Origin of the sequence: Rahnella sp. PCH160 (assembly GCF_047784855.1) — a bacterium.
Taxonomy (GTDB): Bacteria; Pseudomonadota; Gammaproteobacteria; order Enterobacterales; family Enterobacteriaceae; genus Rahnella.
Genome location: NZ_JBLOGT010000001.1, coordinates 3,796,238 through 3,821,224, shown reverse-complemented (window position 1 = coordinate 3,821,224; position 24,987 = coordinate 3,796,238). Strand labels below are relative to the sequence as shown.

Here is a 24,987-nt window from a genome sequence, read left to right as displayed (position 1 = left end):
CTTGAACAAACTGTGATCCGCGCAAAAGTTTTCGTCGGCCTGTCAGACTAGTTTTATGAACAATGTTAAATGATAAATACATTTGTTCATTAATGGCGAAATACGATTTCTGACGATAACGGTTTGCAGCTAAGGAGATACCGAAATGGCAGATTTGGACGATATCAGAGACGGTAAAAACTTCGGCATCGGCACGCCGCAGGAAAACCATGCGTTTTTCCTCAAGGGCAGCGGCCAGCTTGACTGGGGAATGCAGTCGCGGCTGGCGCGGATTTTTAATCCGGATTCCGGCCGCACCGTCATGCTGGCGTTTGACCACGGGTATTTTCAGGGGCCGACCACCGGTCTTGAGCGTATCGATATCAGCATTGCGCCGTTGTTCCCGCACACCGATGTGCTGATGTGTACCCGAGGTGTGCTGCGCAGCGTGGTGCCCGCGGCCATCAATAAACCGATCGTGATGCGCGCTTCCGGCGGCAACTCGATTCTGACTGAGCTTTCTAACGAAACGGTGGCGGTCGCCATCGAAGACGCACTGCGCCTGAACGTCGCCGCGATGGCCGCGCAGGTTTATATCGGCAGCGAGCACGAACATCAGTCGATCAAAAACATCATTCAGCTGGTGGATCAGGGGATGCGTTACGGGATGCCGACGATGGCGGTCACCGGCGTCGGTAAAGACATGGCGCGTGACCAGCGTTATTTCTCACTGGCAACGCGCATTGCGGCGGAAATGGGCGCGAACATCATCAAAACCTACTACGTGGACAGCGGTTTCGAACGCATCGCTGCCGGTTGCCCGGTACCGATTGTGATTGCCGGAGGCAAAAAACTGCCGGAGCGCGAGGCGCTGGACATGTGTTATCAGGCCATCGATCAGGGCGCATCGGGCGTGGACATGGGGCGCAACATCTTCCAGTCCGAAGCGCCGGTCGCCATGCTGCACGCGGTCAAAGCGGTTGTGCATGAAAACGCCAGCGTGGCGGTTGCCTACGAACTGTTCCTGAGTGAAAAGGGGTAAATCATGGAAGTGACGCTGGTCGAAATTAATGTGAAGCCGGACAAAATTGACGAATTCCTCGAAGTGTTTCGCGCCAATCATCTGGGCGCGGTAAAAGAAGAGGGCAACCTGCGGTTTGACGTGTTGCAGGATGAACACGAACCGACGCGGTTCTTCATCTACGAAGCCTACCGGGATAACGACGCGGTGATGGCGCACAAGAAAACGCCGCATTATCTCAGGTGCGTTGAGGCGCTGGAGGGGATCATGACGGGAGCACGGAAGAAAACGGTGTTTAAGGGGATATATCCGTAAGGTTTTTGATTTCAAATTTTGGTTTTAAATTCAACTTCAAGGTCGTGGGCGTCGGCCCACACCGACCAGAGACCCGGTAACGCGCGGGCCTCTGGACTCCGCTCTTTTTCACTGCGCGCTGTCGCTCGCGGACACTGTTTCAGCAACTTCTGCTCGTGCCGCAAAATCCCGCCGCTGCGCGGTTCCTTCCAGTCGGATTACAAACCGCGCGAAAAGAGTCGCGGTTTTCCACCTCTCCTTTCAGCGTGATTTTTGAAAGCGGCCACAGCTTTCTAATTCGTAACCTCACCGTTTTGCTCTAAAGAGCGCAATGCGATTTTATCTTTTTTAAAGCCTCTGGCCGCTTTCAGAAAGCTTGCCGAGCGAAGTGTTTCGAGACCTAAGGCTCGAAACCGAGTAAGGGAACCGCGCAGCGGCGGGATTTCGCGGCAATAGCTGTGGTTTCTGAAACAGTGCCAGCGAGCGACAGCGCGTGTTGAAAAAAGCGAGGAGGAGTCCAGAGGAGGAAAAGCACTTTCATCCTCTGGTCGGTTTCGGCGCGAGCCGCTGAGCGATCACCGCAATTGAAAAACCGAAATATTCTCGGTCAGAGTCCCCGCTGGCAAGCGAGAAACCGCCCTCACGGCAAGTGAGAAAAACCAAAATTTGCCAATCTTAAAGCACCTTCTCCAGGAAGGCTTTTGTCCGCTTATGCACCGGCCTGTCCAGCACCTGCGTTGCACTCCCGCTCTCAACAACGGCGCCGTCCACCATAAACACCACCTGATCGGCGACCTGTCGCGCAAAACCGATTTCGTGCGTCACCACCACCAGCGTCACGCCGGACCGCGCCAGTTTTTTGATAACGTCCAGCACCTCGCCGACCAGCTCGGGGTCGAGCGCGGAGGTGGGTTCGTCGAACAACATCACTTTCGGGTTGAGCGCTAAGGCGCGGGCGATGGCGATGCGCTGCTGCTGACCACCGGAAAGATGGCGCGGCCAGGCGTGGGCTTTTTCGCGTAAACCGACGGTATCGAGCAGCTCATATGCGCGAGCGATGGCCTGTTTGCGGCTCAGCAGGCCGTGAACGACGGGCGCTTCGATAATGTTATCGAGCACCGTCATGTGCGGGAATAAATTGAAATTCTGGAAAACGTAGCCGACGTGGGTACGTTGTTTGAGGATCGCGCGTTCTTTCAGCTCGTACAGCGTGTCGCCTTTGCGGCGGTAACCGATGTAATCGCCATCAATCTGGATAAAGCCTTCATCGACGCGTTCCAGATGATTGATGGTGCGCAGCAGGGTGGATTTCCCTGAGCCGGACGGGCCGAGAATGACCGTCACCGTGCCCGGTTCAATATTCAGGCTGACGTTATCCAGCGCTTTGTGCGCGCCGTAGAATTTGCTCAGATTATTGATCTCGATGCGCCCGACGGTGGCGGCCTGCGGCTGGCGCGGATACAGCCGTTCTACGGAAGCGTCCTGAGGCTGTTTAACAAATAAATCAAAGGCTTCAGACATAAATTTCTCCAGAATTATGAACGGGCGACACGCCACTGGCGCAGACGCTGCAACGGCGAGGGCGCCACCTGGCGCACCGTGCCGCGTGAGAAATAACGCTCGACGTAATATTGCAGCACCGACAGCACGGTCGTGATCAGCAGATACCACACCGTCGCCACCATCAGCAGCGGGATCACCTGCTGCGTGCGGTTGTAAATCACCTGCACGGTGTAGAACAGCTCCGGCATGGAAAGCACGTAAACAATCGATGTGCCTTTTGCCAGACTGATCACTTCGTTAAAACCGGTCGGCAGAATCGAACGTAGCGCCTGAGGCAAAATGATGCGGAACGTCCGGCGGTAGGCCGGTAAACCGAGCGCGGCGGCGGCTTCGTGCTGGCCGTGTTCGACGCCTAAAATCCCGCCACGGATAATTTCTGCGGTATACGCCGACTGCACCAGCGAAAGCCCCAGAACGGCGACCGAAAACTGATCCAGCAAATTCACGGTTGGCGTGCTTAAAAAGGTGATGGACGTAAACGGAATACCGAGCGACAGGTTGTCGTAGAGATACGAAAAGTTGTAGAGGATGATCAACACCAGCAACAGCGGCAAGGATCGGAACAGCCAGATATATCCCCAGGCCAGCGCATTCATTAAATAGGATTTGGACAGGCGGGCGAGGGCCAGCGCCGTCCCTAAAATAATACCAAACAGCGTGCCCAGTAAGGTCAGCAGCAGCGTTTTCCCCAGCCCGGATAGAATGATCGGGTCAAAGAACCACTGGCGAAAAACGCCCCATTCCCAGCGGGCGTTGGTGGCGATCGACTCAACGATACCCAGCAGGATAAAGACTGAAAATATCGCACCGGCCACCCGCCACGGATAGCGTGCCGGGACCACTTTCAGCGGCGGATGATTCACGGAGGTAGGGGCGTTTTCGCTCATGGTGTTCTCTTTCTTGTGGCAATTTCAGGTAACAGGGACATCGGCGGTCAGCGCCTTGGTGAACGGCAAACGGCCGTCATACGGCGGGCGGGAATAGACGTCCGGGTCGAGACGTGTGTCAAACAACGGCTGATAACCGTGCGACAAATACAACCCGACTGCTTCCGGCTGGCGGAAACCGGTGGTCAGGAAAACCTGCTGATAACCGTATTCGGCAGCGCGGCGTTCCAGTTCGAGTAAAACCTTCTGTGCCAGCCCCTGACGGCGCAAAGAGCGGTGCGTCCAGATGCGTTTCAGTTCCGCAGTTTTCGCGTCGTAGCGTTTGTACGCGCCCATCGCAATGGGCGCTCCGTTTCTCAGCAAGACAATAAACGTGCCGTCCGGCGCGGAAAATACGCTGTCATCTTCCGGCGGCTGGCTGGAAAAATATTCGCCGTAGCGTTCGCGGTATTCACCGAACAAACCCTGGATAAACGGCGCAATCAGCGGGTCTTCCGGCACAGTCTGGATAAAAACGTCATCACTCATGATGGAGTCCTCTTTACTCAGTCGCCCAGTCCTGGCGGGTTAATTTCGGAGTGGTCGATTTTCTCAACGCTTTCGCCCCAGCGGTTAAGCACCTGCAAATAGGTGCCGTTGGCGATGGCGCTGTTAAGCGAGGCCTGAACCGCGTCCACTAAGCCATTGCCTTTTTTCAGCGTCACGGCAATGTTCGCGGTTTTCGGCCAGCCGCCCGGCACGGTGCCGACCAGTTTGGTTTTGCCGGTTAACAGCGCTTTGTAGGCACCGGTGACGTTCGGCCCGAATGTCGCATCGGCGCGGCCAGACTGAATTGCCAGCGTCGCGGCGGCGTCGTCAGTGACGTATTGCGGTTGCAGCGCCGGTAATCCTTTGGCCTGATTCTCTTTATCCCACGCCAGCAAAACGGCTTCCTGATTGGTGCCGGAGCCGACAATAATGCGTTTCCCGGCGATATCCGGCGCGGATTGAATCGAGGTGATTTTGCTGTCGGATTTCACGTAGAAGCCCAGCGTATCTTCGCGATAGGTGGCGAAATCGAATTTGGTTTTGCGGTCTTTGGTGACGGTAATGTTGTAGATGGCGGCGTCGTATTTCCCGGAGGTCACGCCCAGCGGCCAGTCTTCCCAGGAGGCCGGAACCACTTTCAGCTTCAGACCCAAACCATCGGCAACCAGACGGGCGATATCCGCTTCGCTGCCGATCACGGTTTTATTGTCGCGGGCATACAGGCCGAACGGCGGGGCGCTGCCCAGCACGGCGAGCGCCACGGTCAGCGTGCCGGGTTCAACAAATTTAAAGTTAGCCGGAATTTTTGCCACCGCTTCCGGGCTTTTCGCTGTGTTAATGGGTTTTTCATTCGCAATCAGGTCGATACCCGGTGCGGCCTGTGCCAGAGCAGAAAGACTTAATAAAGCGGCGATGGTGGTTAATTTAACGCTGTGTTTCATCATTATTGTGTTTACCCTGCATTCTTATTGTATGTGGTGATGACAGTGAGGTGACGTTTTCACTATTCCCGAGTGTTACAGGGATGTAAAACAACAAAATCAAATAATGAAAGAGATAAATTGGAAATAAAGAGATGCCAGATATAACCACGCAAAACGCCCGGATTACCGGGCGTTGCAATAGGAATGTCATTAATGAAGGTTATTTGCCGGTTAATTCCCGCAGCGCTTTCTCTGCCAGTTGCTGGAAATAAGCGGCTGCCGGATAAATCGCAGATTCGTCAGGATTAAATTGCGGATGATGCAAACCAAATTCACTGGCAGAACCAATGCTGACAAACGCGCCGGGGACGTGATGCAGATAAAAAGCAAAGTCTTCGCCGCCCATTTGCGCCGTCGCGACTTCGGTTTTATAGCCAAATTCAGCCGCCGCTTCCAGGCTGAAATCCGCCCAGCGCGGCGTATTTACCACCGCCGGTGGCCCGCCAAACCAGTGCAGTTCGGCCTTTGCACTCAGCGCCGTCGCCACGCCTGAAATCACCTGACGAATGCGTTCCGGGATTTGCTCGCGGATCACGTCGTTGTGCGTGCGCACCGTGCCTTCAAGTTCGACGGTTTGCGGCAGCACGTTCCAGGTATTGCCGCCTTCGATGCGCGTGACGCTGACCACCGCCGCTTCCTGTGCGCTGACGTTGCGGCTCACCACGGTTTGCAGCGCCGAAATGATGTGGCTGGCGGTGACAATACTGTCGACGCCTTCCTCAGGATGCGCGGCGTGCGCGCCTTTACCGGTGATTGTGATACTGAAACGGTCAACGTTGGCATAAAACGCGCCGCCTTTGGTGGAGAAAGTGCCGACCGGCAATTCCGGCGCATTGTGCAGGCCAAATATCGCATCAACATTTTCCAGTGCACCGGCTTTAATCAGCTGCGAAGCCCCGCCAAACCGCTCTTCCGCAGGCTGGAAAAACAGACGCACGCGGCCCGGAAGCTGGTCTTCGCGCGCTTTCAGTAAATACGCGGCACCCAGAATAACGGACGTGTGAAAATCGTGGCCGCAGGCGTGCATCACGCCGGGATGTAGCGAACTGAAAGGCACGCCGGACGCTTCTTCGATCGGCAGCGCGTCGATGTCACCGCGCAACGCCACGACCGGGCCATGCTGCGGGCCGATTTCCGCCACGACGCCGGTTTTCAGCCCGAGATCCAAAATCCGCACACCGGCCGCATTCAGCCAGCCGGTAATTCTTTGTGTGGTGGCAAATTCCTGATTCGACAATTCAGGGTTTTGGTGTAATTCACGACGATGGGCGATGAGTTTGCTTTCTAATTCTGATGAGCCGGACACCGTATCGGTGCGCGCGTCATTGGCAAGTGAAATGCTCATTATTCTTGGCCTTTTAAACGGTAGGTTTGCAGTCATTTCATCGTAAACAGGAAACTCCTTTTGCCTAAAGACTCTGTGGCTATATTTTATAAGCAGTTTTGTTCTCATCGCGCATAGCAAAATAATGGCTATCGATGCGCAATTTAATTATTTAGCTTTGCCCTCACTTCGTGGAACTCTTTTTCTCATGAACTGGTTTTTAACATGAACTGAACATGAACTGATTGTGCGGATAAAAGGAATACCCCGAGTGAATTACCGACTGAGCTTATTAGACCAAAGCCCGATAAATGAAGGACAACGTGCGGAACACGCACTGGAGGCGACGCTGACGTTTGCGAAAACGGCGGAAAAACTCGGTTATCACCGCCTGTGGGTTTCAGAACATCACGACACAGACAAGCTGGCGGGCAGCTCGCCGGAAGTGCTGATTGCCTGGCTGCTGGCGCAGACATCGACGCTGCGGATCGGCTCCGGCGGCGTGATGCTGCAACATTACAGCCCGTACAAAGTGGCGGAGAATTTCCATCTGCTTTCCGCGCTGGCGCCCGACCGCGTGGATATCGGCATCGGCAAAGCGCCCGGCGGTTTACCGCTCTCAACCAAAGCGCTGCGCGGCCATGCGCCGGCGGATTCAGCCCCCGGTTTCCCCGCGCAGTTACAGCAACTGACGCATTATCTGACTCATCTCGACGATAATCTGGCCGGTGTTGAAGCCCGCGCATTGCCGCAGCCGCCGGTTGCGCCGCAGCGTTTCCTGCTGGGTGCGAGCAAAGAAAGCGCCCGTCTGGCGGCGTCACTGGGCTGGAATTTCGTTTTCGCCGGTTTCATCAACACATCCGCAGAAGTGATGACCGAATCGGTGCTGGCATACCACGAATATTCCGCCGGACAAGGGCAGGCGCTGGTCAGCCTTGCGGTGCTGGCCGCTGAAACGCGAGAAGAAGCCGCCGCGCGTGTGGCGGAGCAGCATAATTTTCGCGTCACCGTCGGCGACAAACATGTGACCGTCGGCACCCGCGAACAGGCCGAAGCGTTTGTCCGGCAGGCCGGGGCGACGCAATTCCGCATTGAACAGCAGCAAATCAGCGTGCTGCACGGCACGCCCGCCGATATTCACGAACAGCTGCGCGATATTCAGCGCCGTCTGTGCGTTAACGAATTTGTTATTCATACCCCACTGACAGATGCCGCCGTGCGTCTGAAGTCCATCGAATTGCTGGCTGGCCAGCTGTAAGGAGATCTCATGAGCCATTCAAAAAGTATCAAGCTGGGTCTGATGTTGCACGGTGCAGGCGGGCATATGAATTCATGGCGTCACGAAAAAGCGCCTGCTGATGCCAGCGTGAATTTTCCGTATTTTCGCGATTTAGCGTTGCGCGCCGAAGCTGCCGGTTTTGATTTCCTGTTCGTGGCTGATGGCCTGCACATCAACGAAAAATCGCTGCCGCATTTCCTCAACCGTTTCGAACCGGTTGCGTTGTTGTCGGCGCTGGCGTCAGCCACCCACAGCATCGGGCTGGCGGGGACGATTTCGACGTCGTACAGCGACCCGTTTACCGTGGCGCGTCAGCTGGCGTCGATAGACAACATCAGTCAGGGGCGCGCGGGCTGGAACGTGGTGACCTCACCGCTGGCCGGTTCGGCGAAAAACTTTGGCAAAGATCACCCTGAACATGCGCTGCGTTACCAGATTGCGGAAGAATACATCAACGTGGTGCAGGGGTTATGGGATTCGTGGGAAGACGGCGCGTTCGTGCGCGACCGCGAAAGCGGCGTGTTTTTCGATGCGGCCAGACTGCATAAACTCAATCATCAGGGGCAGTTCTTCTCGGTCGAAGGCCCGCTGAATATCCAGCGTTCGCCGCAGGGGCAACCGGTGATTTTCCAGGCGGGCGCTTCTGATGCGGGTATCGCGCTGGCGGGTAAATCTGCCGATGCGGTCTTTACCAACGCCCGCACGCTGGAAGAAGCGCAGGAATACTCTGCCAAACTCCGGGCGCAGGTGGCAAAAAATGGCCGTCATCCGGTGGGGATTTTTCCCGGCATCAGCCCGATTGTTGGCAAAACCGAAGAAGAAGCTGAAACGAAATATCAGTACCTGCTTTCACTGCTGTCGCTCGACGACGCGCTGGCGTATCTCGGCCGCTTCTTTGAGCATCACGATTTCAGCCAGTATCCGCCGGATGGCCCGTTCCCTGAGCTGGGCGATTTAGGCCAGAACTCATTCCGTTCGACCACCGACAGCATCAAGAAACTGGCGAAAGAGGAAAACCTGACGCTGCGTGAAGTGGCGTATCAGACCACGTTGCCGCGCGGTGAGTTTTTCGGTACGCCTGAACAGGTCGCCGACCGGCTGATCCGCTGGGTGGAAGAGGGCGGTGCGAGCGGGTTTATCATCAGCGGACCGGTGCTGACCGAGGCGCTCGACGACATCACCCGTCTGGTGCTGCCGGTGCTGGCCGCACGCGGTTACTGGCATCCTTCCGAAGCCCACACGCTGCGTGAACGCCTGGACATTCCGTTCAAAACCAACCGCTACAGCGTGCAGGACACCGTGCGTGAGGCAGTGAGCGAGAAATAGTTACAACATCCTTATCTTTTGAAACAGCCCGCCCGGTTCAGCCGCGGCGGGCTGTTTGCTTTTCAGGGGATGACAGGGTTGCCTGCGCCTATAATTGGGCGTAAGCTTTTGGCAATTAAAAAACGATCGGTCTAAATCATGGGTGATGCACTGACAATCCTGCCTGAAGTCCCGCCACAGGCGGCTCAAAAGCCCCGTCGTGGCCGTCCTCCCAAGACTGAACGCGAATTTTCCGACACGCGTGTGGCGCTGATCCGCTCCGGTCTGGAAGTCATCACGGAAATGGGCTATCTCTCAGCGGGCATTGATGCGGTGATTAAAAATATCGCCGTACCCAAAGGATCGTTCTATCACTATTTTGCCAGTAAACAGGATTTCGGCATGGCGGTGCTGACGTCTTACGGCGCATTTTTCGCCCATAAGCTCGACAAGTTTTTGCTCAACGACGCGCTCCCGCCACTGCAACGCATCAGCGCGTTTGTCGAACACGCCGGTCAGGGCATGGCGAGATTCGAATTCCGGCGCGGCTGCCTGGTCGGCAATCTGTTGCAGGAATCGCCGCTGCTTCCTGAGAATTTCCCGGAAAAGCTGAAAGCGATTTTGCAGGAATGGGAAAGCCGCGTGGCGCGTTGTCTGGAAGAAGCGCAACGGGCGGGTGATATGGATTGCGTTACGCCACCGGCGCAGCTGGCGGAGATCTTCTGGTCGGGCTGGGAAGGGGCGGTGATGCGCGCCAAACTGTTCCGTTCAGCCGAACCTCTGAATCAGTTTTGGGCATATTTTCAGAAAAGCATTCAATAAGAAATTCCAAAATAGCACCTGCAATCATTACGTTAGTCATCGCATTTCTAACGACAACTCTTCGAACGCCTGAATAATTAAGGGAAAAAAATGAAAGCACTGGTTCTCGAACAGCCAGACAAAACCACACTGGCCGAAGTCAAAGAGATCGCACTGCCGGAAATGGCGGAAGGCGATGTGCGGGTGGATATCAGCTGGTCCGGTCTGAATTACAAAGACGCGCTGGCGATCACCGGCAAAGGCAAAATCATCCGTCAGTTTCCGATGGTGCCGGGGATCGATTTTGCGGGTCGCGTCAGCCGCAGTAATGACGCCCGTTTCACCGTCGGCCAGCCGGTCATTCTCACCGGCTGGGGCGTGGGCGAAACACACTGGGGCGGCCTGGCAGAACAGGCTTGCGTGAAAGGTGACTGGCTGGTGCCTTTGCCGGAAGGGCTGGCGGCGCGTAATGCGATGATCATCGGCACGGCGGGTTTCACCGCCATGTTGTGCGTGATGGCGCTGGAAGACGCGGGCGTTAAACCGGAAAGCGGAACCGTGGTCGTGACCGGTGCCAGCGGCGGTGTGGGCAGCACGGCTGTCGCCTTGCTGCATACGCTGGGTTATACCGTTGCCGCCGTTACTGGCCGTGAATCCACCCACGATTACCTGCGTAACCTGGGTGCCAGCGAAATTCTTTCCCGCGATGATTTCGCCGAAACCCGTCCGCTGGAAAAACAAATCTGGGCAGGGGCGGTGGATACCGTCGGTGACAAAGTGCTGGCGAAAGTGCTGGCGCAAACCAATTACGGCGGCTGCGTGGCGGCCTGCGGGCTGGCGGGCGGTTTTGGTCTGCCGACCACCGTGATGCCGTTTATTCTGCGCAACGTGCGTTTGCAGGGCGTCGATTCTGTTTCTGTGCCCGCTGACCGCCGTTCTGCCGTCTGGGAGCGTCTGCTGAAAACCCTGCCGCAGAGTTTCTACGAGCAGGCGGCGACTGAAATCACGCTGGAACAGGCTCCGGCCGTGGCAGCGGATTTCCTTGATAATAAAATTCAGGGCAGAACGCTGGTGAAAATCGCCGGTTAACCCCCATGCCCGGCATCCTCAGGGTGGCCGGGCGCTTTCCCCGCTCAATTTCTCTTCCTCTATAAAGAATTCCCCGCGTTTGGCCGATAAATACCTTGTTCGTCTGAGAAAATGATTCCTTATTTTCCAAATGACTCATATTGCAGCGCAAACACACTCAAATAAAAATACGCATGAGGAAAGTATGGATAATTTTCAGAAAGAAATTGATGAAAGAACAAATCTCACTTCGTCTAACCGGTTTGAATTGCTGTTGTTCCGTCTGGGCTCATCGCCTGGTGAAGATCAGTCAGAATTATTTGGCATCAACGTCTTCAAACTGCGTGAAATTGTCCCCATGCCGACACTGACCAAAGCGGCGGGAATGGCATCGCCGATGATGGGGATGACCAATATTCGCGGTGAAATTATTCCGGTGATCGACCTGCCTGCGGTCGTCGGCTGCGTGCCGAAAACCGGGCTGAATATTTTGCTGGTCACCGAATATGCCCGCAGTACGCAGGCGTTTGCGGTGGAATCGGTGGACGACATTGTTCGTCTGGAATGGAGCCAGGTGCTGGCGGCAGAATCCGGCGTGAAGAGCCGTAACATCACCAGTATCGCGCGTCTGGATAACGATAAATCCAGTAACCGTCTGGCGCTGGTGCTGGACGTCGAGCAAATCCTGCACGACATTATCCCGAACAACAATATCGACATGGATAAGAAGAAAACCAGCTCCTTCAAAATGAAACCGGGTACGGTGGCGATTGTTGCGGAAGACTCCAAAGTCGCGCGCCAGATGCTGGAAAAAGGCCTGAACATGATGGAAATCCCGGCGCAGATGCACGTCACCGGTCTGGAAGCCTGGAATAAAATCCGCAAAATGGCCGAAGAATGCAAAGCCGCCGGCGTGCCCATTTCAGACAAAATTTCCTTCGTACTGACGGATCTGGAAATGCCGGAAATGGACGGCTTCACGCTGACGCTCAATATCAAACGTGACGAATTCCTGAAGAATATCCCGGTGATTATCCACTCCTCGCTGTCGGGCAGCGCCAACGAAGATCACGTCCGCAAAGTGGGTGCCGACGGGTATGTGGCGAAATTCGAAATCAACGAACTCGAAGCCGCGATCCATAAAGCGCTGGACGCGAAGAACGTGGTTCACGCATAACATTGAGTTTCTCTGTGAAAAGCCCGCTTCAGAAAATCTGAGCGGGCTTTTTTCATTTTGCGACGCCGAAAGAGAAGCCTTTCACGTTAACTGGCTATTCTATAATCACAGTCTGGATTCAGAAATTGTGGAAACGCACAGAACGAACGCGCAAATCAGAAGGGAAGGTCTATCAAATACATAGGGTGTTCCAGATGTGACTGGGTTAAATCCGAGTATAGAGTAGCAATGAAACTATAAAAAAGGAGTGTGAGCATGAGCAGTTCTATTGATGAAGAAGCGAACGACGCAAAACCCATTGTAGAAGCAGACAGAGAAGCCTCTGCCGGAAAGTGTCCTTTTCATGCAGGAAAGTCCAATGAAACGTCTGGCGGCGGGACAAGCAATCGCGAGTGGTGGCCTAATCAGCTCAGAACCGATTTACTGAACCAGCATTCCGCCCGCTCAAACCCGTTGGGCGAAGCGTTTGACTACCGTAAAGAATTTGCCAAGTTAGATTATTCTGCACTCAAAGCCGATATCAAAGGCGTCCTGACCGAATCGCAACCCTGGTGGCCTGCCGACTGGGGCAGCTACATTGGTCTTTTCATCCGTTTAGCGTGGCACAGCGCCGGGACGTACCGTTCCGTCGACGGGCGCGGTGGTTCAGGTCGCGGTCAGCAACGCTTCGCACCGCTGAACTCCTGGCCGGATAACGTCAGCCTCGATAAAGCCCGCCGCCTGCTCTGGCCGGTAAAACAAAAATACGGTCAAAAAATTTCCTGGGCTGATCTCTATATTCTGGCGGGTAACGTCGCGCTGGAGAACTCCGGTTTCCGCACGTTTGGATTTGGTGCCGGTCGTGAAGATGTCTGGGAACCGGATCTGGATGTGAACTGGGGCGATGAGACCACCTGGCTGGAACATCGTCATCCTGAAGATCTGGCGAAGTCCCCGTTGGGTGCCACCGAAATGGGGCTGATTTACGTCAACCCTGAAGGCCCGAACCACAGCGGCGACCCTGCCTCAGCGGCACCGGCCATCCGCGCCACTTTCGGCAATATGGGCATGAACGACGAAGAGATTGTGGCGTTAATCGCCGGTGGTCATACGCTCGGTAAAACCCATGGCGCGGCAGAAGCCAGCCATGTGGACGTTGACCCGGAAACTGCACCGATTGAAGCGCAGGGGCTGGGCTGGGCAAACAGCTACGGCAGCGGTGCCGGTGCGGATGCCATTACGTCCGGGCTGGAAGTCATCTGGTCGCAGACGCCAACGCAGTGGAGCAACTACTTCTTCGAAAACCTGTTCAAATATGACTGGGTACAGACGCGCAGCCCGGCGGGCGCTATTCAGTTTGAAGCCGCTGATGCGCCGGACATCATCCCTGATCCGTTCGATACCGAGAAAAAACGCAAACCGACCATGCTGGTGACTGACCTGACGCTGCGTTTCGACCCGGAATTTGAGAAAATCTCGCGCCGTTTCCACAGTGATCCGCAGGCGTTTAACGAAGCCTTTGCCAGAGCCTGGTACAAACTGACGCACCGCGATATGGGGCCAAAAGCGCGTTATATCGGGCCGGAAGTGCCTAAAGAAGACTTAATCTGGCAGGATCCGTTGCCGGTGCCGGTTTACCATCCGACTGTTGCCGATATTGCCGTGCTGAAAGAAAAGATTGCGGCATCTGGCCTGACGGTCGGTGAACTGACATCGGTGGCATGGGCATCCGCCTCGACGTTCCGTGGCGGTGATAAACGCGGCGGGGCTAACGGTGCGCGGCTGGCATTACTGCCGCAAAGACAATGGGAGGTTAACGCCGTGGCCGCGCGCGTGCTGCCGACGCTGGAATCTCTTCAGCAGTCACATCCGAAAGCGTCACTGGCAGATGTGATTGTTCTGGCGGGCGTCGTCGGTATCGAAAAAGCGGCGAAAGCGGTCAACGTCGAAATCGAGGTGCCGTTCACGCCGGGGCGTGTGGATGCGCGTCAGGATCAGACCGATATTGAGTCGTTCGATTTGCTTAAACCGAAAGCCGATGGTTTCCGTAACTATCGCGGTGACACCGGCAGAACCTCGACTGAAAATCTCCTGATCGACAAAGCTCAGCAACTCACGCTGACCGTACCCGAATTAACGGTACTGATTGGCGGATTACGTGCGCTGGGAACTAACTTCGACGGCAGCCATCACGGCGTATTCACGGGTAAAACCGGTGAACTGAACACGGACTTCTTCATCAACCTGCTCGATATGCGTACCGAATGGAAAGCCACCGATTCCACCGGTGAACGTTTCGAAGGCCGTGACCGTGTCAGCGGAGAATCCCGATTCACCGCCACCCGCGCCGATCTGGTGTTTGGCTCTAATGCCGTTTTACGCGCCAGCGCCGAGGTTTACGCCAGCAGCGATGCGAAGGAAAAATTCGTGAAAGACTTCGTCGCCGCCTGGACAAAAGTGATGAATCTGGACCGTTTTGATATTTGAGATGTGTTGAGTTGACGCAGTAGATATAAAGCCTGCCTGGGTGACTGGGTGGGCTTTTTTGGTTTTGTGCATACGTTTAGTAGTATTTGAAAATGCAGATGATACCATTTGCGAAATGGTTAAAGAGTTTATTTAGTAGGGTGAACATTTTGGTGGAAGTTAGGTCCAACTGAACACTTACATTCATGGTTATCTGTTACAATTTTGTGTTCCCCTTCCTTGGGTATGTAGTTATTGATTGTCAGTTTCTAACTAATCTCTCGAAAATAAATCATCTACAGCATCGAAACTTGTAGAAAATGCTCTACTACTATCAGGATTATAATAACTATCAAGCTCTGATGCAGATTCTCTATTTCTACTTATCACTTCTTCTGAATAGAAATTTTCTAGTATTTCTTCTACTTCTTCTTCTGTGAAATTAAAAGGGGACTTATCAAGAGTTTCATATAAAAACTCAAAAGCTTTTTGGTCAATATCACTTTTTGATTCTTCCTCAAAATACACCTCAAAACTTGAGTTATTGTTTATTTCATCTTGAATATAATTTCCCCAATACTTTTTTAATTCAGTGCGAAGTTGCAATATACGGTGGTCATTAATACCAAGATGGTTCAAAGTGATGCCAAGTTCACATATTTCATTATGGCCTAACGAAGTGATTAACATTAAATCAATTAATTTTAATGTGGCATCTTTATCCACGCCATTCTTTTTAAGTCTTAATAAAAAGTTGATTCCTTTCAGAAGTTTGAGTGAAAAATGATCGATGGTGCTATCATAAGAAATTACGCCACTGTTAATCAAATTTGCGACAGAATATTTTTGATTTTTAGAAAACCTATCGCAATTAACTACTAATTCCATGAAGAATAGTTTATATTCTCTTGGTTTCTTGCTTAAGTTATTTTTAATGGCCTCAAATATTGAAGAGATTGTCTTTTCTTGAAGGTGTTTTGACGATAGTGTTTCGAAGTTTTTAAGTGAAGCTATAGTGCTTAAAGAAGACAGCGCATATGTTGAATTCTTAATGTCAATATTTAACTTGGGGATTAAATAATCTGAAATCGAAGGGTTACCTACATCATAGTAACTAGCCCCACTATTTAATATTTTTTTAAGTGTTGAGTTGAGGCTTAGTTTAATAGAGTCTTCAAAAGACATGAAATTGGCAGATGCGGTATTTATGTTCATTGATTCCAAGTAATTATGATAAGCAGTTCGCAGGTCTTCCTCTAAAATATTCCCGTTATTCATGGAGGTTATTAGTGTCAACATGTAGACAAAGTGATTAAGTTGACGTGTAAACATATGCTCCCAAATTTCAGAAGGGTTATTGAGACTTTTTATTATGTGGCTAACATATTGGCTTGGTGTCAGTCCACAAATTTTATCATTATCTGTAATAAATGAAATTAACCGTGGGTTGAAGTTTTTGTGAGTTATTATGTTTCTATATCGTTTGTTTTCCCAAAAAATGTCCTTATGTTCTTGCGGTAATTCACTCTGCCAAATATGATTATAAAGAATTTTGGCTTTTTCTAAATTATCAAGAGACGAAAGGTTTACCTCGTACTCATGTTTATGCGAATTGTCTATCTTGAATAACTCACTAGCACTTTTTCCTTGATTAAGAATGGTCGTTCTTGATGTTAAAACAAATCTTTTGTTTTCTAATTTTCTGATTCTTTTTATAAATTGTAAAATCCTTGAATCTGTTTTGTTTAAGATAGCATCTAAATAGTTTCTTCCTAAAAAATCATCGAAAAAGAATAACTGCTTTAATTCATCATCAATAATACGTTCTGCTTCAGAAATATCATTCTCTATGTAAATAAGTTGATAGTTGAGTGTTATATAGTAGAGGCATAACTGTTCTGCTAAAGTGGTTTTACCAACGCCAGGATCTCCAGTTATTATAATTGATTTTGTTTCTTCTATTTTTTTTATAGCATTTTCAAAATCAGCAGTTTGTACATAAAGATCTGATTTTTCTTTTATCTGTGACAAAATAAACTTGCTATTGCCAATAACTTCGTTATGAAGAATTGAAGTTAGTAACTCAGTGCTATGCAGCCATAATTTATAGTATTTTAGCTCTATATCTTTGTTTTCTGAAATGTATCCAGCAATCTCTTCAATATTGAAAATGTCCTCTTCTTTTAAATACTGCCTTCCTATGATATCTATTATATCCTGTTTGTTTTTTGCAGATAATTTTTGAGAAACCATTAATATATATCTTGCAGGATCTAATTTTGATACTTTTGTTGCTTCTTTTCTTAATGTGGTGAGGAGTGACGAATAAGAAGATTTAATATAATGCTTGCACTGAATTATTACCGTGCCATTCGTTGTAAAGAATCGACCATCAATTCCACCATCTGGGCCAACTCTGAAACGTTCTATAACATCTAGTCGCAGGATTTTTTTTAACAAATCAATTGATAAATCTTCAAACTCTTTATCATTTAGACGACTCAAATCGTAGTACACCATAAGATAGCCTTTGTATTGAATTAGACATTAATATTTTACTGATAATTTTGAAATTTTAAAAGTGAAATGATAGATGTATAGCGCACTGATTTATCTATAAAGGTCCCTGCATTTATGATTGTTGAGGTACTAAGTGTACGACCTTTGCAGAATCTATAGATAGACTTTTTCTAGTTATAAGTAAGAAGCAGTGTTAATACTACTTTCTGTCAAGAGCAATTGTAAGCACACCCGTTTTAGTTCCACGCACTTTTTGAGATTTCCGTATTTTCGGCCATCAGCCTGTACTCTTCCGGCGTCAGGTTATTCAGAGATTCATGAGGTCGCTCGCTGTTATATTCCATCAGCCAGCGCTCTGTGATTTCCCGTACTTCGTTCAGAGTTCTGAACAGGTAAAAATCCAGTATTTCTGTCCGGTACGTCCGGTTAAACCGTTCGATAAAGGCATTCTGCGTCGGCTTACCCGGCTTGATAAATTCCAGCATCACACCATGCTCTTCTGCCCAATTCGCCAGAGCCAGTGAGATTAATTCCGGTCCATTGTCCATCCGCATCTTCAGCGGGTATCCGCGGTTTGCCACAATCCTGTCCAGTACCCGGACGACACGCTGGGCCGGAATATTCAGGTCTATTTCTATCGCCAGCGCCTCACGGTTAAAATCATCCACCACGTTAAAGGTTCGAAAGCGTCTGCCGCAGACGAGCGCATCGTGCATAAAATCGATCGACCAGCTCTGGTTTAATGCTTCCGGTGTTGCCAATGGTACCGGGTCGCGCACCGGCAGGCGTTGTTTACCCTTACGACGAAAATTCAGTTTCAGCAGGCAGTAAATCCGGTGTACACGCTTATGATTCCAGGCATTACCGTGCCTGCGAAGCACCTGAAAGAGCTTCTTAAAACCGTATCGCGGATAGCGTTCCGCCATTTCAGTCAGCGCCTGGATCACCGGCTCATCGCGACGGGTATCGGGCTGATAAAAATACACCGTCCTGCTCAGCGATAATGTCCTGCATGCCTGACGTAAGCTCATGGCAAATTGCGCCGTCAGATAGCTGACGAGCTCACGCTTTATCGCTGGTTTTAAAGCTTTTTTTCGATGACGTCTTTCAACGCGCGGCATTCCAGACTGAGGTCGGCAAACATCTGTTTGAGCCGCCGGTTCTCGTCTTCCAGATCTTTGATCTTTTTGATATCGGCGGCTTCCATCCCGCCATATTTCGCTTTCCAGTTGTAATAGCTGGCTTCTGAAATTGCGGCCTCGCGGCAGACATCTTTGACGGTCCTGCCAGCTTCGACGGATTTCAGGACGGCGATGATCTGGTGCTCGGTGAATCGGATCTTGCGCATAGCGATCTCCTCAGGGGACATAATCAGTATGTCGGAAGATCTCTAAAAGTGAATGGTTCGTTTTACCGGGATACTTACACAATGGCATGGTTCTTACGCATTTAGTTAATGTTATGTATCGAATTTTGTGATTGTTACATTTTATCTGGTGTAAATTGGGTTCTCATACTTGTACATCTGTATGACATATCTGCTGCTAACGTAACGATTGCTTTTGGTCATAAATGCTAATTGTATTAATGGCAGCTTAGTTACATAAGCGGGCATCTCTAAATGGTTTTTTCTGCGTTAAACTTGCTGCTCTCACATTGGTTTTATAAGTGATTTTTCATAAGGATGAAAACAATGCCACTGCCGGAACGTATGAAACCTACCAAAGTCAGCAGCAAAAAGATTAAAGAACTCGCAAAAAAAGCTGAGGAAATACTTTCGAAAATTGATGAAGGCGCGGATGAGGAAGACACTGCGTTGAAGACGATGATGGAGGAATGGAACAGCCAGGTAGCCAACACTTATACGTTTTCAGACTTCAGAGATTTTTCCTCGTGGACCAGTGCAAAAGAATTCACCCGTATGGCTTTTAATCTGGAAAGATTCTATGAAGATTTGACCTGGGATGAACTGGTTCAAACGATCAACTGCGTGCGTAGCCCGAAGAGCAAAGAGTCTGAACAAAGCTTTGCGCTTTCATTACTCAAAGAGAATTTTAGCGGCAATCCCTCCGACCTGATCTTTTGGCCAAATCATTGGTTCGAGGATCCGGATATGCTTCATGTGAGGTTGACGACTGAAGAGATCGCAGGGTATCTGATGGCCCGGTCAGACAGGCAGTTAGCAGATGCGCCGGAAATGGAGATAAAGTATCCGATTCCTGAAAGCGACCCGCAATAGACGTCATGCCGTTCTCCGCGCCAGCGCCGAGGTTTACGCCAGCAGCGACGCCAAAGAGAAATTCGTGAAAGACTTCGTCGCCGCCTGGACCAAAGTGATGAATCTGGACCGTTTTGATATTTGAGATGTGTTGAGTTGACGCAGTAGATATAAAGCCTGCCTGGGTGACCGGGTGGGCTTTTTTGATTCAGGGGGGTGAGTTAAGTTTTTTCCTTCTGCTCAGGCACTCCCTTGCATCTCAAATCACTGCTCAGACGGCGATATTAATATTCCGCCCAATCGCCGGATTAGCAGGCAACTGCGGGATTGATTCGATGAGGCTAGCAGCCGCTGACTGCTGATTATCCAGCGTCTTTTTCAGCATCAGGGTGTCAACCTTGTTGCCAAGATCCAGATTATCAAGACCGGTCGCCAGTGAAGCAATTTGCGATACATCCATTTTGTTCTCCTGTTCAGTGCAATCAAAAAAATGAACTCTTGCAATGTTATCGGCACTTTCGCGAGAAGCTTTAGAGGGGGAGGGGTATTTTTACGCTTTCTGGTATGAGTAAAAATTGGGTGTCTGGTGCTTCTTTCACGACGTTAAAACGCAGATACAATAAAAGCCCTGACCATTGCAGTCAGGGCTTTTAAGGTACTACAGACTTAAGGTTTAACATTAATGGTCTTAATATGGGTACTGCTCATGATACTGCTTAAAAATGTACACGTTTATCACAGATAATATTGGGTACTGCTACTGAATAAACCTCCCGCTATTTTATGTAATCTATTTCGCCATCTTACTAACATGAACTGATGGCACATTAAACAGGTACATCTCCCCTCGCGACATAAACTATTTGATGCATGGCCTTACTTTCGTTGCGATAATTTAACACTACTGATTTACATTACCCAATCGCAAGCAATTACTCTTAAAACATGGCCTTACATCGTCGCGCTATCCAAACTCATTTGCGATTAACTCTTTGTACTGCATTACCTTAAAAAATCTCCGACACAGAAATGTTCATCTTATTGTCGGTTATCACATACAACAAACTACGTGGCCTTTATCGCAAAATTACTTTTTCGTACCTTACTCATACTAATTACTTAACAGCAGGCTTTCGTTTAACCGCCGTTGAAAGCTAATTTACGGATTTTGAAAAAAGTGTCAATACTGTTTTTAATAACATGTTTTTATTTACAGCAATAATATAACCCACCCGTCAGGCTACGGATGAGAACTTTCTTATTTAATCACCAGGCATGAACATCACTGACGTATTTCAGATGACGAGTGTCACTGTGGAAAAGCTTACCAATCCTGAACGGGCGTCCGCATACTGTACAAATTTTTGTCGGAAGTTCGCTTTGGTTCAACGTGATTCTCCGCTTTCAACTTTCGCCAGCAGCATTTGGATGCTCTGCCTGAGCGCCTGCCGCGCAGATTCTGACAGACCTCCAAGGTTTTTATCCGGCAGCAAAACTGCCGGTGATTGTTTTCATGAAGGTAATCGTTACGTTTATTTGTCAGTCAATGAGAGCGGGTCGTTATCTAATACCAGCGTTTCACGGACTTCCCAGCCACGCAGCTTGCCGGGGTTCAGTAATCCGTCGGGATCAAGGCATTTTTTAACGGAAACGACGTCAGGTTTAATTTCCCCTTGTTTGCCATCTTCAATTTTAAAGACATGAGGGTTGTTTATTTTTACGTCATTATCACGGAAGGTGGTCATTATTTCGTTCAGTCTTTCTTCTGTGGAATAACGGACTAGCTGTAAACCGCTGGCGGTGATGTTTCCGTCATTGTCGCGGAGGAATTCAATATGCGAAATAACTTCGTCGCCGAATAAAATTGCCATGTCGATAATCTGCTGACGATAATTCGTATAATTAAACGCCGTCTGTAAATAGGTCAGGGAACTGTCGATTTTCAGCGCATGCAGCGTGGTGTGATTCCAGCAATATTCCATCAGTGAAGCATTGGCCTCGCGGGCTTCGTCAGCCGGTTGACGCAGTGCGCTGTGCCCGCGATATTTCTCCAGCAAATGGGCACAAAACCCTTCGCTCTCCTGCGCTATCACGCTTATCACCGCGTGCTGGCTGGCCTGATAATGCCCGTTCAGGTGGCTGAACCAGGACGGGATCGGCGCTGCGAACAGCGCAAGCTGGCGTTTTACCAGCCCCGGCGAGCGGGCAAAGGCGTTGGCGTAATCCAGCGCGTCGGTGAAATCATCGAAGACGTCCAGCCGTTCAATCCACTGATGAACCGGTGCCAGCGCCAGCTCAACTTCGAGCACAATCCCGTTGCTGCCGTAGGCGTGATGCAGTAGTAACGCCTGCGGGGCAGGAACCTGCAAAATGCGCGGTTCGGCCTCCATGGTCATGACTTTGACGCTGAGCACATTGCCCGGCGCGCCCAGCGGCCCGTAGTTAATGGAGCCAATACCGCCGAAGCCGCCGCCGTAAAGACCGCCCAGACTGGCGAGCCGGTAGGTGGAAGGCATGCAGCGCAGTTCCCATCCTCCGGGACGGGTCAGCGTTTCAATTTCGGCCAGACGGATCCCCGCCTGCGCCCGTACCACGCCATTACCCCATTCACAGACCTGATTGAATCCGGTCATATCGACCAGAATTCCGCCTTCCAGCGGCACCAGCTGGCCGTAGTTGCCGGTCGCACCGCCGCGCAGGATCAGCGGTAACTGGTGCTGAACGCAGGCTTTAACGACCCGACTCAGCTCTTCTTCGTTGCGCGGCCTGACCACGGCATCCGCCTGTTTATTTTCCAGCTGCTGTTTGAGCACCGGACTGAACCAGTGAAAATCGCGTGAAAGGCGTTTGACCTTGTTTGGCTGCAAGGTCCAGTCGAGGTCGGGAAGCGCCTGCTGTATCAGGGCAAGCGCATGCTGACGTTGTTCACTGTCCATATTCTTCCTGCCTAAAGATGAATGAAGTTAATGAGATTGCACGGCTTCGCTTTCATGCCAGGCGCTGAGGACGCGTCTCGAAATCCACGACATCACGCCAAACAGCGCAATACCGGTGAGTGAAATGAGCAGCAGCGCGGCAAACATCAGGGGGATATCCAGCTGGTATCCCGCCTGCAATATCTGGTAGGCCAGACCGGTATTATTGCCGCCGGTACCGGCAACAAATTCAGCGACCACAGCACCGATCAATGACAGACCGCTGGAAATGCGCAGCGCGCCGAAAAAATACGGCAGGGCAGAAGGAATACGAAGACGGATGAGAATCTGCAAGCGGCTGGCGTGATTCAGCTGAAAATAGCTCAGCAGGCCCGGTGACACACTGCGAAGCCCCTGCGTGGTATTGGAAATAATCGGGAACACCGCCATCAGCGTCGAACACACCACCAGCGACAGCGTGGTGTCTTTGACCCAGATGATGATCAGCGGTGCGATGGCGACAATCGGCGTCACTTGTAAAAACACGATGTACGGGAACAGCGCGGTTTCAACAAAACGGTTTTGCACCAGTACGAAAGCCACCAGCGAACCGATCAAAATCGACAGTAAAAACGAGATCAGGGTAATTTTCAGCGTGAACAGCAGCGACATCATCAGGGAACCGAAATTGGTCCACAGACTTTGCAGCATCACCACCGGCGACGGCACCAGAAACGCGGGGATTTTGAAATAGCTTACCCATCCCTGCCACAGCAGGATCACCACCACCGCAACCACGGCCGGATAAAGCACTTTGCGAAACGTGGGGTTGTTGATCCACGGAGAAGCTTTTTGAGTTTGCATACCGTTACTCCATACCCGATTGGCTGGCTTGCAGCAGGCTGTCTTGCAACTGCTTCGCATAGCGTGAAAACGCCGGACTGACGCGGAAATCGTCGTTGCGCGGGAAGGGTTCGGTGATGGCGATATCTTCCACCACCCGCCCCGGACGCGCGGCCATCATGATCACCCGCTGTGAAAGAAATACCGCTTCGTGGATCGAGTGGGTGACGAATACCACCGTCAGCCCCTGTTCCCGCCACAGGCGCAGCAGGTCGCTGTCGAGTTTATTGCGGGTGATTTCGTCGAGTGCGCCGAAAGGTTCATCCATCAGCAACAGCTTCGGGCGCGTCACCAGCCCGCGGGCAATCGAAACGCGCATCTGCATACCGCCCGACAGTTCGCGTGGCAGAACGCGGGCAAATTTGCCCAGCCCGACCAGTTCCAGCGCTTCACTGACGCGGGTATTGGCTTCAGCACGCGGAACGCCCGCGAGATCCAGCGGCAAGCGCACGTTATTTTGCACAGTGCTCCACGGCATCAGCGTGGCCTCCTGAAACACGAACGACAGCGGCACCTGCGCTTTTTCACGGCTGTCGCGCCGCCACAGTACCAGTTTGCCGTCGCTCGGTTCCGTCAGCCCGGCGACCATTTTTAACAGCGTACTTTTGCCACATCCCGACGGGCCGAGCAGGGTGACGAACTCGCCCTGATTGATGGTCAGATTGACTGGCAGAAGGGCGCGGGTGCCGTTGCTGTAAATTTTCTCCGCCGACAACACTTCGATAGCCGGAACCGGCGGAGGATTGGCTGAGCGGACATCGCTCATCACGGTCAGTTTCGGGGCTGAATTCATGGCATGACCTTCGCGTCTTTGATCATATCGAGGGTATACGTCTGCTCAAACGGCACTTTCGCCGCGTCGATCAGTTTGTTTTTCACCAGCATGTCCCAGGTCTTTTTCAGACGCGGTTCAGTGATGATGCCGATACCGCCTGTTTGCGCGTCGCCGCCGGTCACCAGCGCATATTTCTTCATCTGCGCGATGCCGAAGGCAATCTGGTCTGCGCCCATCCGCGGGTTGGCTTTGGTGATCAGCGCGTTGCCCGCGGCCGGATCCTGCAAATATTCTTTCCAGCCCTGCATGGACGCTTTCACGAACGCCGCCACCGCCGCCGGGTGTTTTTGGACGGTGTCGGCCATGCAGATAATCGAGTTGCCGTACGGCGGGTAACCCCAGTCGCTGAGCATGTAAACGTAGAATGGCTTGCCGCCTTTTTCGACGGAGAAAGGCTCGGAAGTCACATAACCCTGCTGCACCAGATTATTGTCCGCGAGGAACGGCTGCACGCTGAAGGTGTACGGACGGATTTTGGCGCTCGCCAGCCCCAGTTCACTCTTCGCCCACGGCCAGAAAGAGGTGTAAGCCTCGGTCGCCAGCAGGAAGGTTTTGTCTTTCAGCTCCTGTCCTTTTTCCACTTTGTCATGGCTGATAAATACCGTCGGCGAATGCTGGAACACCGTCGCCACGGTCACGGCATGCACGCCGGCCTGCCAGGTTTCCAGCGCCTGACCGTTGTCGCCGAGCGTACAGTCTGCCTGACCGGCGGCCATCAGTTGCATCACGTTAACCTGCGGGCCGCCCATTTTGATGCTGACATCCAGACCGGCGGTTTTGTACAACCCTTTGGCCTGTGCTTCGTAAAATCCGCCATGCTCCGCCTGCGCGTACCAGTTGGTCAGGAAGGTAAATTTCTCTTCCGCCATGCTGGTGGTGGAAACCCCGGCCAGCAGGGCAAGCAGGGTGTAAGTCGCTGAACGCCGTATTTTCATCGTAAGA

Annotated in this window: 22 protein-coding genes; 9 read left to right on the top strand and 13 right to left on the bottom strand. The window is 51.6% G+C overall.

The features are described 5' to 3' along the window. The first annotated feature begins 145 nt into the window (after window positions 1–145). Window positions 146–1,021 (top strand): 3-hydroxy-5-phosphonooxypentane-2,4-dione thiolase, encoded by an 876-nt coding sequence (gene lsrF, locus ACM5QY_RS17510; protein WP_416121985.1) that lies wholly within the window; start codon window positions 146–148, stop codon window positions 1,019–1,021. 3 nt (window positions 1,022–1,024) lie between these two features. After that, window positions 1,025–1,315 carry a (4S)-4-hydroxy-5-phosphonooxypentane-2,3-dione isomerase gene (gene lsrG, locus ACM5QY_RS17505; RefSeq protein WP_416121984.1) on the top strand — a complete coding sequence of 97 codons (291 nt, stop codon included), beginning with the start codon at window positions 1,025–1,027 and terminating at the stop codon, window positions 1,313–1,315. A gap of 654 nt (window positions 1,316–1,969) precedes the next feature. Here the strand turns inward: lsrG and ACM5QY_RS17500 are convergent. The 5 genes from ACM5QY_RS17500 to ACM5QY_RS17480 all read right to left on the bottom strand — a co-directional run bounded on the left by ACM5QY_RS17500 (window position 1,970) and on the right by ACM5QY_RS17480 (window position 6,600). Beyond that, window positions 1,970–2,815: an amino acid ABC transporter ATP-binding protein gene (locus ACM5QY_RS17500; protein ID WP_416121983.1), complete on the bottom strand. Its 846-nt coding sequence runs from the start codon at window positions 2,813–2,815 to the stop codon at window positions 1,970–1,972. 14 nt (window positions 2,816–2,829) lie between these two features. Then, complete coding sequence (locus tag ACM5QY_RS17495) at window positions 2,830–3,744, bottom strand: amino acid ABC transporter permease (RefSeq protein ID WP_416121982.1); 915 nt, start codon at window positions 3,742–3,744, stop codon at window positions 2,830–2,832. A gap of 24 nt (window positions 3,745–3,768) precedes the next feature. After that, complete coding sequence (locus tag ACM5QY_RS17490) at window positions 3,769–4,272, bottom strand: GNAT family N-acetyltransferase (protein WP_416121981.1); 504 nt, start codon at window positions 4,270–4,272, stop codon at window positions 3,769–3,771. 17 nt (window positions 4,273–4,289) lie between these two features. Next, window positions 4,290–5,213, bottom strand: a complete 924-nt coding sequence (locus ACM5QY_RS17485; protein ID WP_416122916.1) for an ABC transporter substrate-binding protein — start codon at window positions 5,211–5,213, stop codon at window positions 4,290–4,292. A 202-nt stretch (window positions 5,214–5,415) separates the two neighbouring features. Further along, the gene (locus ACM5QY_RS17480; RefSeq protein WP_416121980.1) at window positions 5,416–6,600 is read right to left on the bottom strand and encodes a M20 peptidase aminoacylase family protein; all 1,185 of its coding nucleotides are present in this window, start codon (window positions 6,598–6,600) and stop codon (window positions 5,416–5,418) included. 250 nt (window positions 6,601–6,850) lie between these two features. Between ACM5QY_RS17480 and ACM5QY_RS17475 the strand changes: the two genes are divergently transcribed. The 6 genes from ACM5QY_RS17475 (at window position 6,851) to katG (ending at window position 14,675) form a co-directional block, all read left to right on the top strand. Next, window positions 6,851–7,837, top strand: coding sequence for an MsnO8 family LLM class oxidoreductase (locus ACM5QY_RS17475; RefSeq protein ID WP_416121979.1), 987 nt, complete (start codon window positions 6,851–6,853; stop codon window positions 7,835–7,837). Between the two features lie 9 nt (window positions 7,838–7,846). Continuing rightward, window positions 7,847–9,184 (top strand): LLM class flavin-dependent oxidoreductase, encoded by a 1,338-nt coding sequence (locus tag ACM5QY_RS17470; RefSeq protein ID WP_416121978.1) that lies wholly within the window; start codon window positions 7,847–7,849, stop codon window positions 9,182–9,184. A 138-nt stretch (window positions 9,185–9,322) separates the two neighbouring features. Further along, window positions 9,323–9,985, top strand: a complete 663-nt coding sequence (gene acuR, locus ACM5QY_RS17465; RefSeq protein WP_416121977.1) for an acrylate utilization transcriptional regulator AcuR — start codon at window positions 9,323–9,325, stop codon at window positions 9,983–9,985. A gap of 90 nt (window positions 9,986–10,075) precedes the next feature. Further along, window positions 10,076–11,053, top strand: a complete 978-nt coding sequence (acuI, locus tag ACM5QY_RS17460; RefSeq protein WP_416121976.1) for an acrylyl-CoA reductase (NADPH) — start codon at window positions 10,076–10,078, stop codon at window positions 11,051–11,053. A 184-nt stretch (window positions 11,054–11,237) separates the two neighbouring features. Further along, the gene (locus ACM5QY_RS17455) at window positions 11,238–12,209 is read left to right on the top strand and encodes a chemotaxis protein (protein WP_416121975.1); all 972 of its coding nucleotides are present in this window, start codon (window positions 11,238–11,240) and stop codon (window positions 12,207–12,209) included. A 255-nt stretch (window positions 12,210–12,464) separates the two neighbouring features. Continuing rightward, window positions 12,465–14,675, top strand: coding sequence for a catalase/peroxidase HPI (katG, locus tag ACM5QY_RS17450; protein WP_416121974.1), 2,211 nt, complete (start codon window positions 12,465–12,467; stop codon window positions 14,673–14,675). 252 nt (window positions 14,676–14,927) lie between these two features. Here the strand turns inward: katG and ACM5QY_RS17445 are convergent, their stop codons facing one another. Continuing rightward, window positions 14,928–17,174, bottom strand: coding sequence for an nSTAND3 domain-containing NTPase (locus tag ACM5QY_RS17445; RefSeq protein ID WP_416121973.1), 2,247 nt, complete (start codon window positions 17,172–17,174; stop codon window positions 14,928–14,930). 236 nt (window positions 17,175–17,410) lie between these two features. Further along, window positions 17,411–18,522 (bottom strand): IS3 family transposase gene (locus ACM5QY_RS17440; protein WP_416118689.1). Its coding sequence is split into 2 segments (ribosomal slippage): window positions 17,411–18,261 and window positions 18,261–18,522, totalling 1,113 coding nucleotides; the frame shifts between segments, so codons are not numbered across the junction. Window positions 18,523–18,867: 345 nt separating this feature from the next. Between ACM5QY_RS17440 and ACM5QY_RS17435 the strand changes: the two genes are divergently transcribed. Continuing rightward, the gene (locus tag ACM5QY_RS17435) at window positions 18,868–19,413 is read left to right on the top strand and encodes a hypothetical protein (RefSeq protein ID WP_416121972.1); all 546 of its coding nucleotides are present in this window, start codon (window positions 18,868–18,870) and stop codon (window positions 19,411–19,413) included. 250 nt (window positions 19,414–19,663) lie between these two features. Here ACM5QY_RS17435 and ACM5QY_RS17430 read toward each other — a convergent pair whose 3' ends face one another. The 6 genes from ACM5QY_RS17430 to ACM5QY_RS17405 form a co-directional block, all read right to left on the bottom strand. Then, window positions 19,664–19,852, bottom strand: coding sequence for a YjfB family protein (locus ACM5QY_RS17430; protein ID WP_416121971.1), 189 nt, complete (start codon window positions 19,850–19,852; stop codon window positions 19,664–19,666). 806 nt (window positions 19,853–20,658) lie between these two features. After that, on the bottom strand, window positions 20,659–20,781 hold the full coding sequence (locus tag ACM5QY_RS17425; RefSeq protein ID WP_416121970.1) for a DUF2256 domain-containing protein: 123 nt from the start codon (window positions 20,779–20,781) through the stop codon (window positions 20,659–20,661). 143 nt (window positions 20,782–20,924) lie between these two features. Continuing rightward, window positions 20,925–22,328: an FAD-binding oxidoreductase gene (locus ACM5QY_RS17420; RefSeq protein ID WP_416121969.1), complete on the bottom strand. Its 1,404-nt coding sequence runs from the start codon at window positions 22,326–22,328 to the stop codon at window positions 20,925–20,927. Window positions 22,329–22,355: 27 nt separating this feature from the next. After that, window positions 22,356–23,171, bottom strand: coding sequence for an ABC transporter permease (locus tag ACM5QY_RS17415; RefSeq protein WP_416121968.1), 816 nt, complete (start codon window positions 23,169–23,171; stop codon window positions 22,356–22,358). Between the two features lie 4 nt (window positions 23,172–23,175). Continuing rightward, window positions 23,176–24,003 (bottom strand): ABC transporter ATP-binding protein, encoded by an 828-nt coding sequence (locus ACM5QY_RS17410; protein ID WP_416121967.1) that lies wholly within the window; start codon window positions 24,001–24,003, stop codon window positions 23,176–23,178. Continuing rightward, window positions 24,000–24,980, bottom strand: a complete 981-nt coding sequence (locus ACM5QY_RS17405) for an ABC transporter substrate-binding protein (RefSeq protein WP_416121966.1) — start codon at window positions 24,978–24,980, stop codon at window positions 24,000–24,002. Before ACM5QY_RS17405 ends, ACM5QY_RS17410 begins: the two co-directional genes overlap by 4 nt. Between the last annotated feature and the right edge of the window lie 7 nt (window positions 24,981–24,987).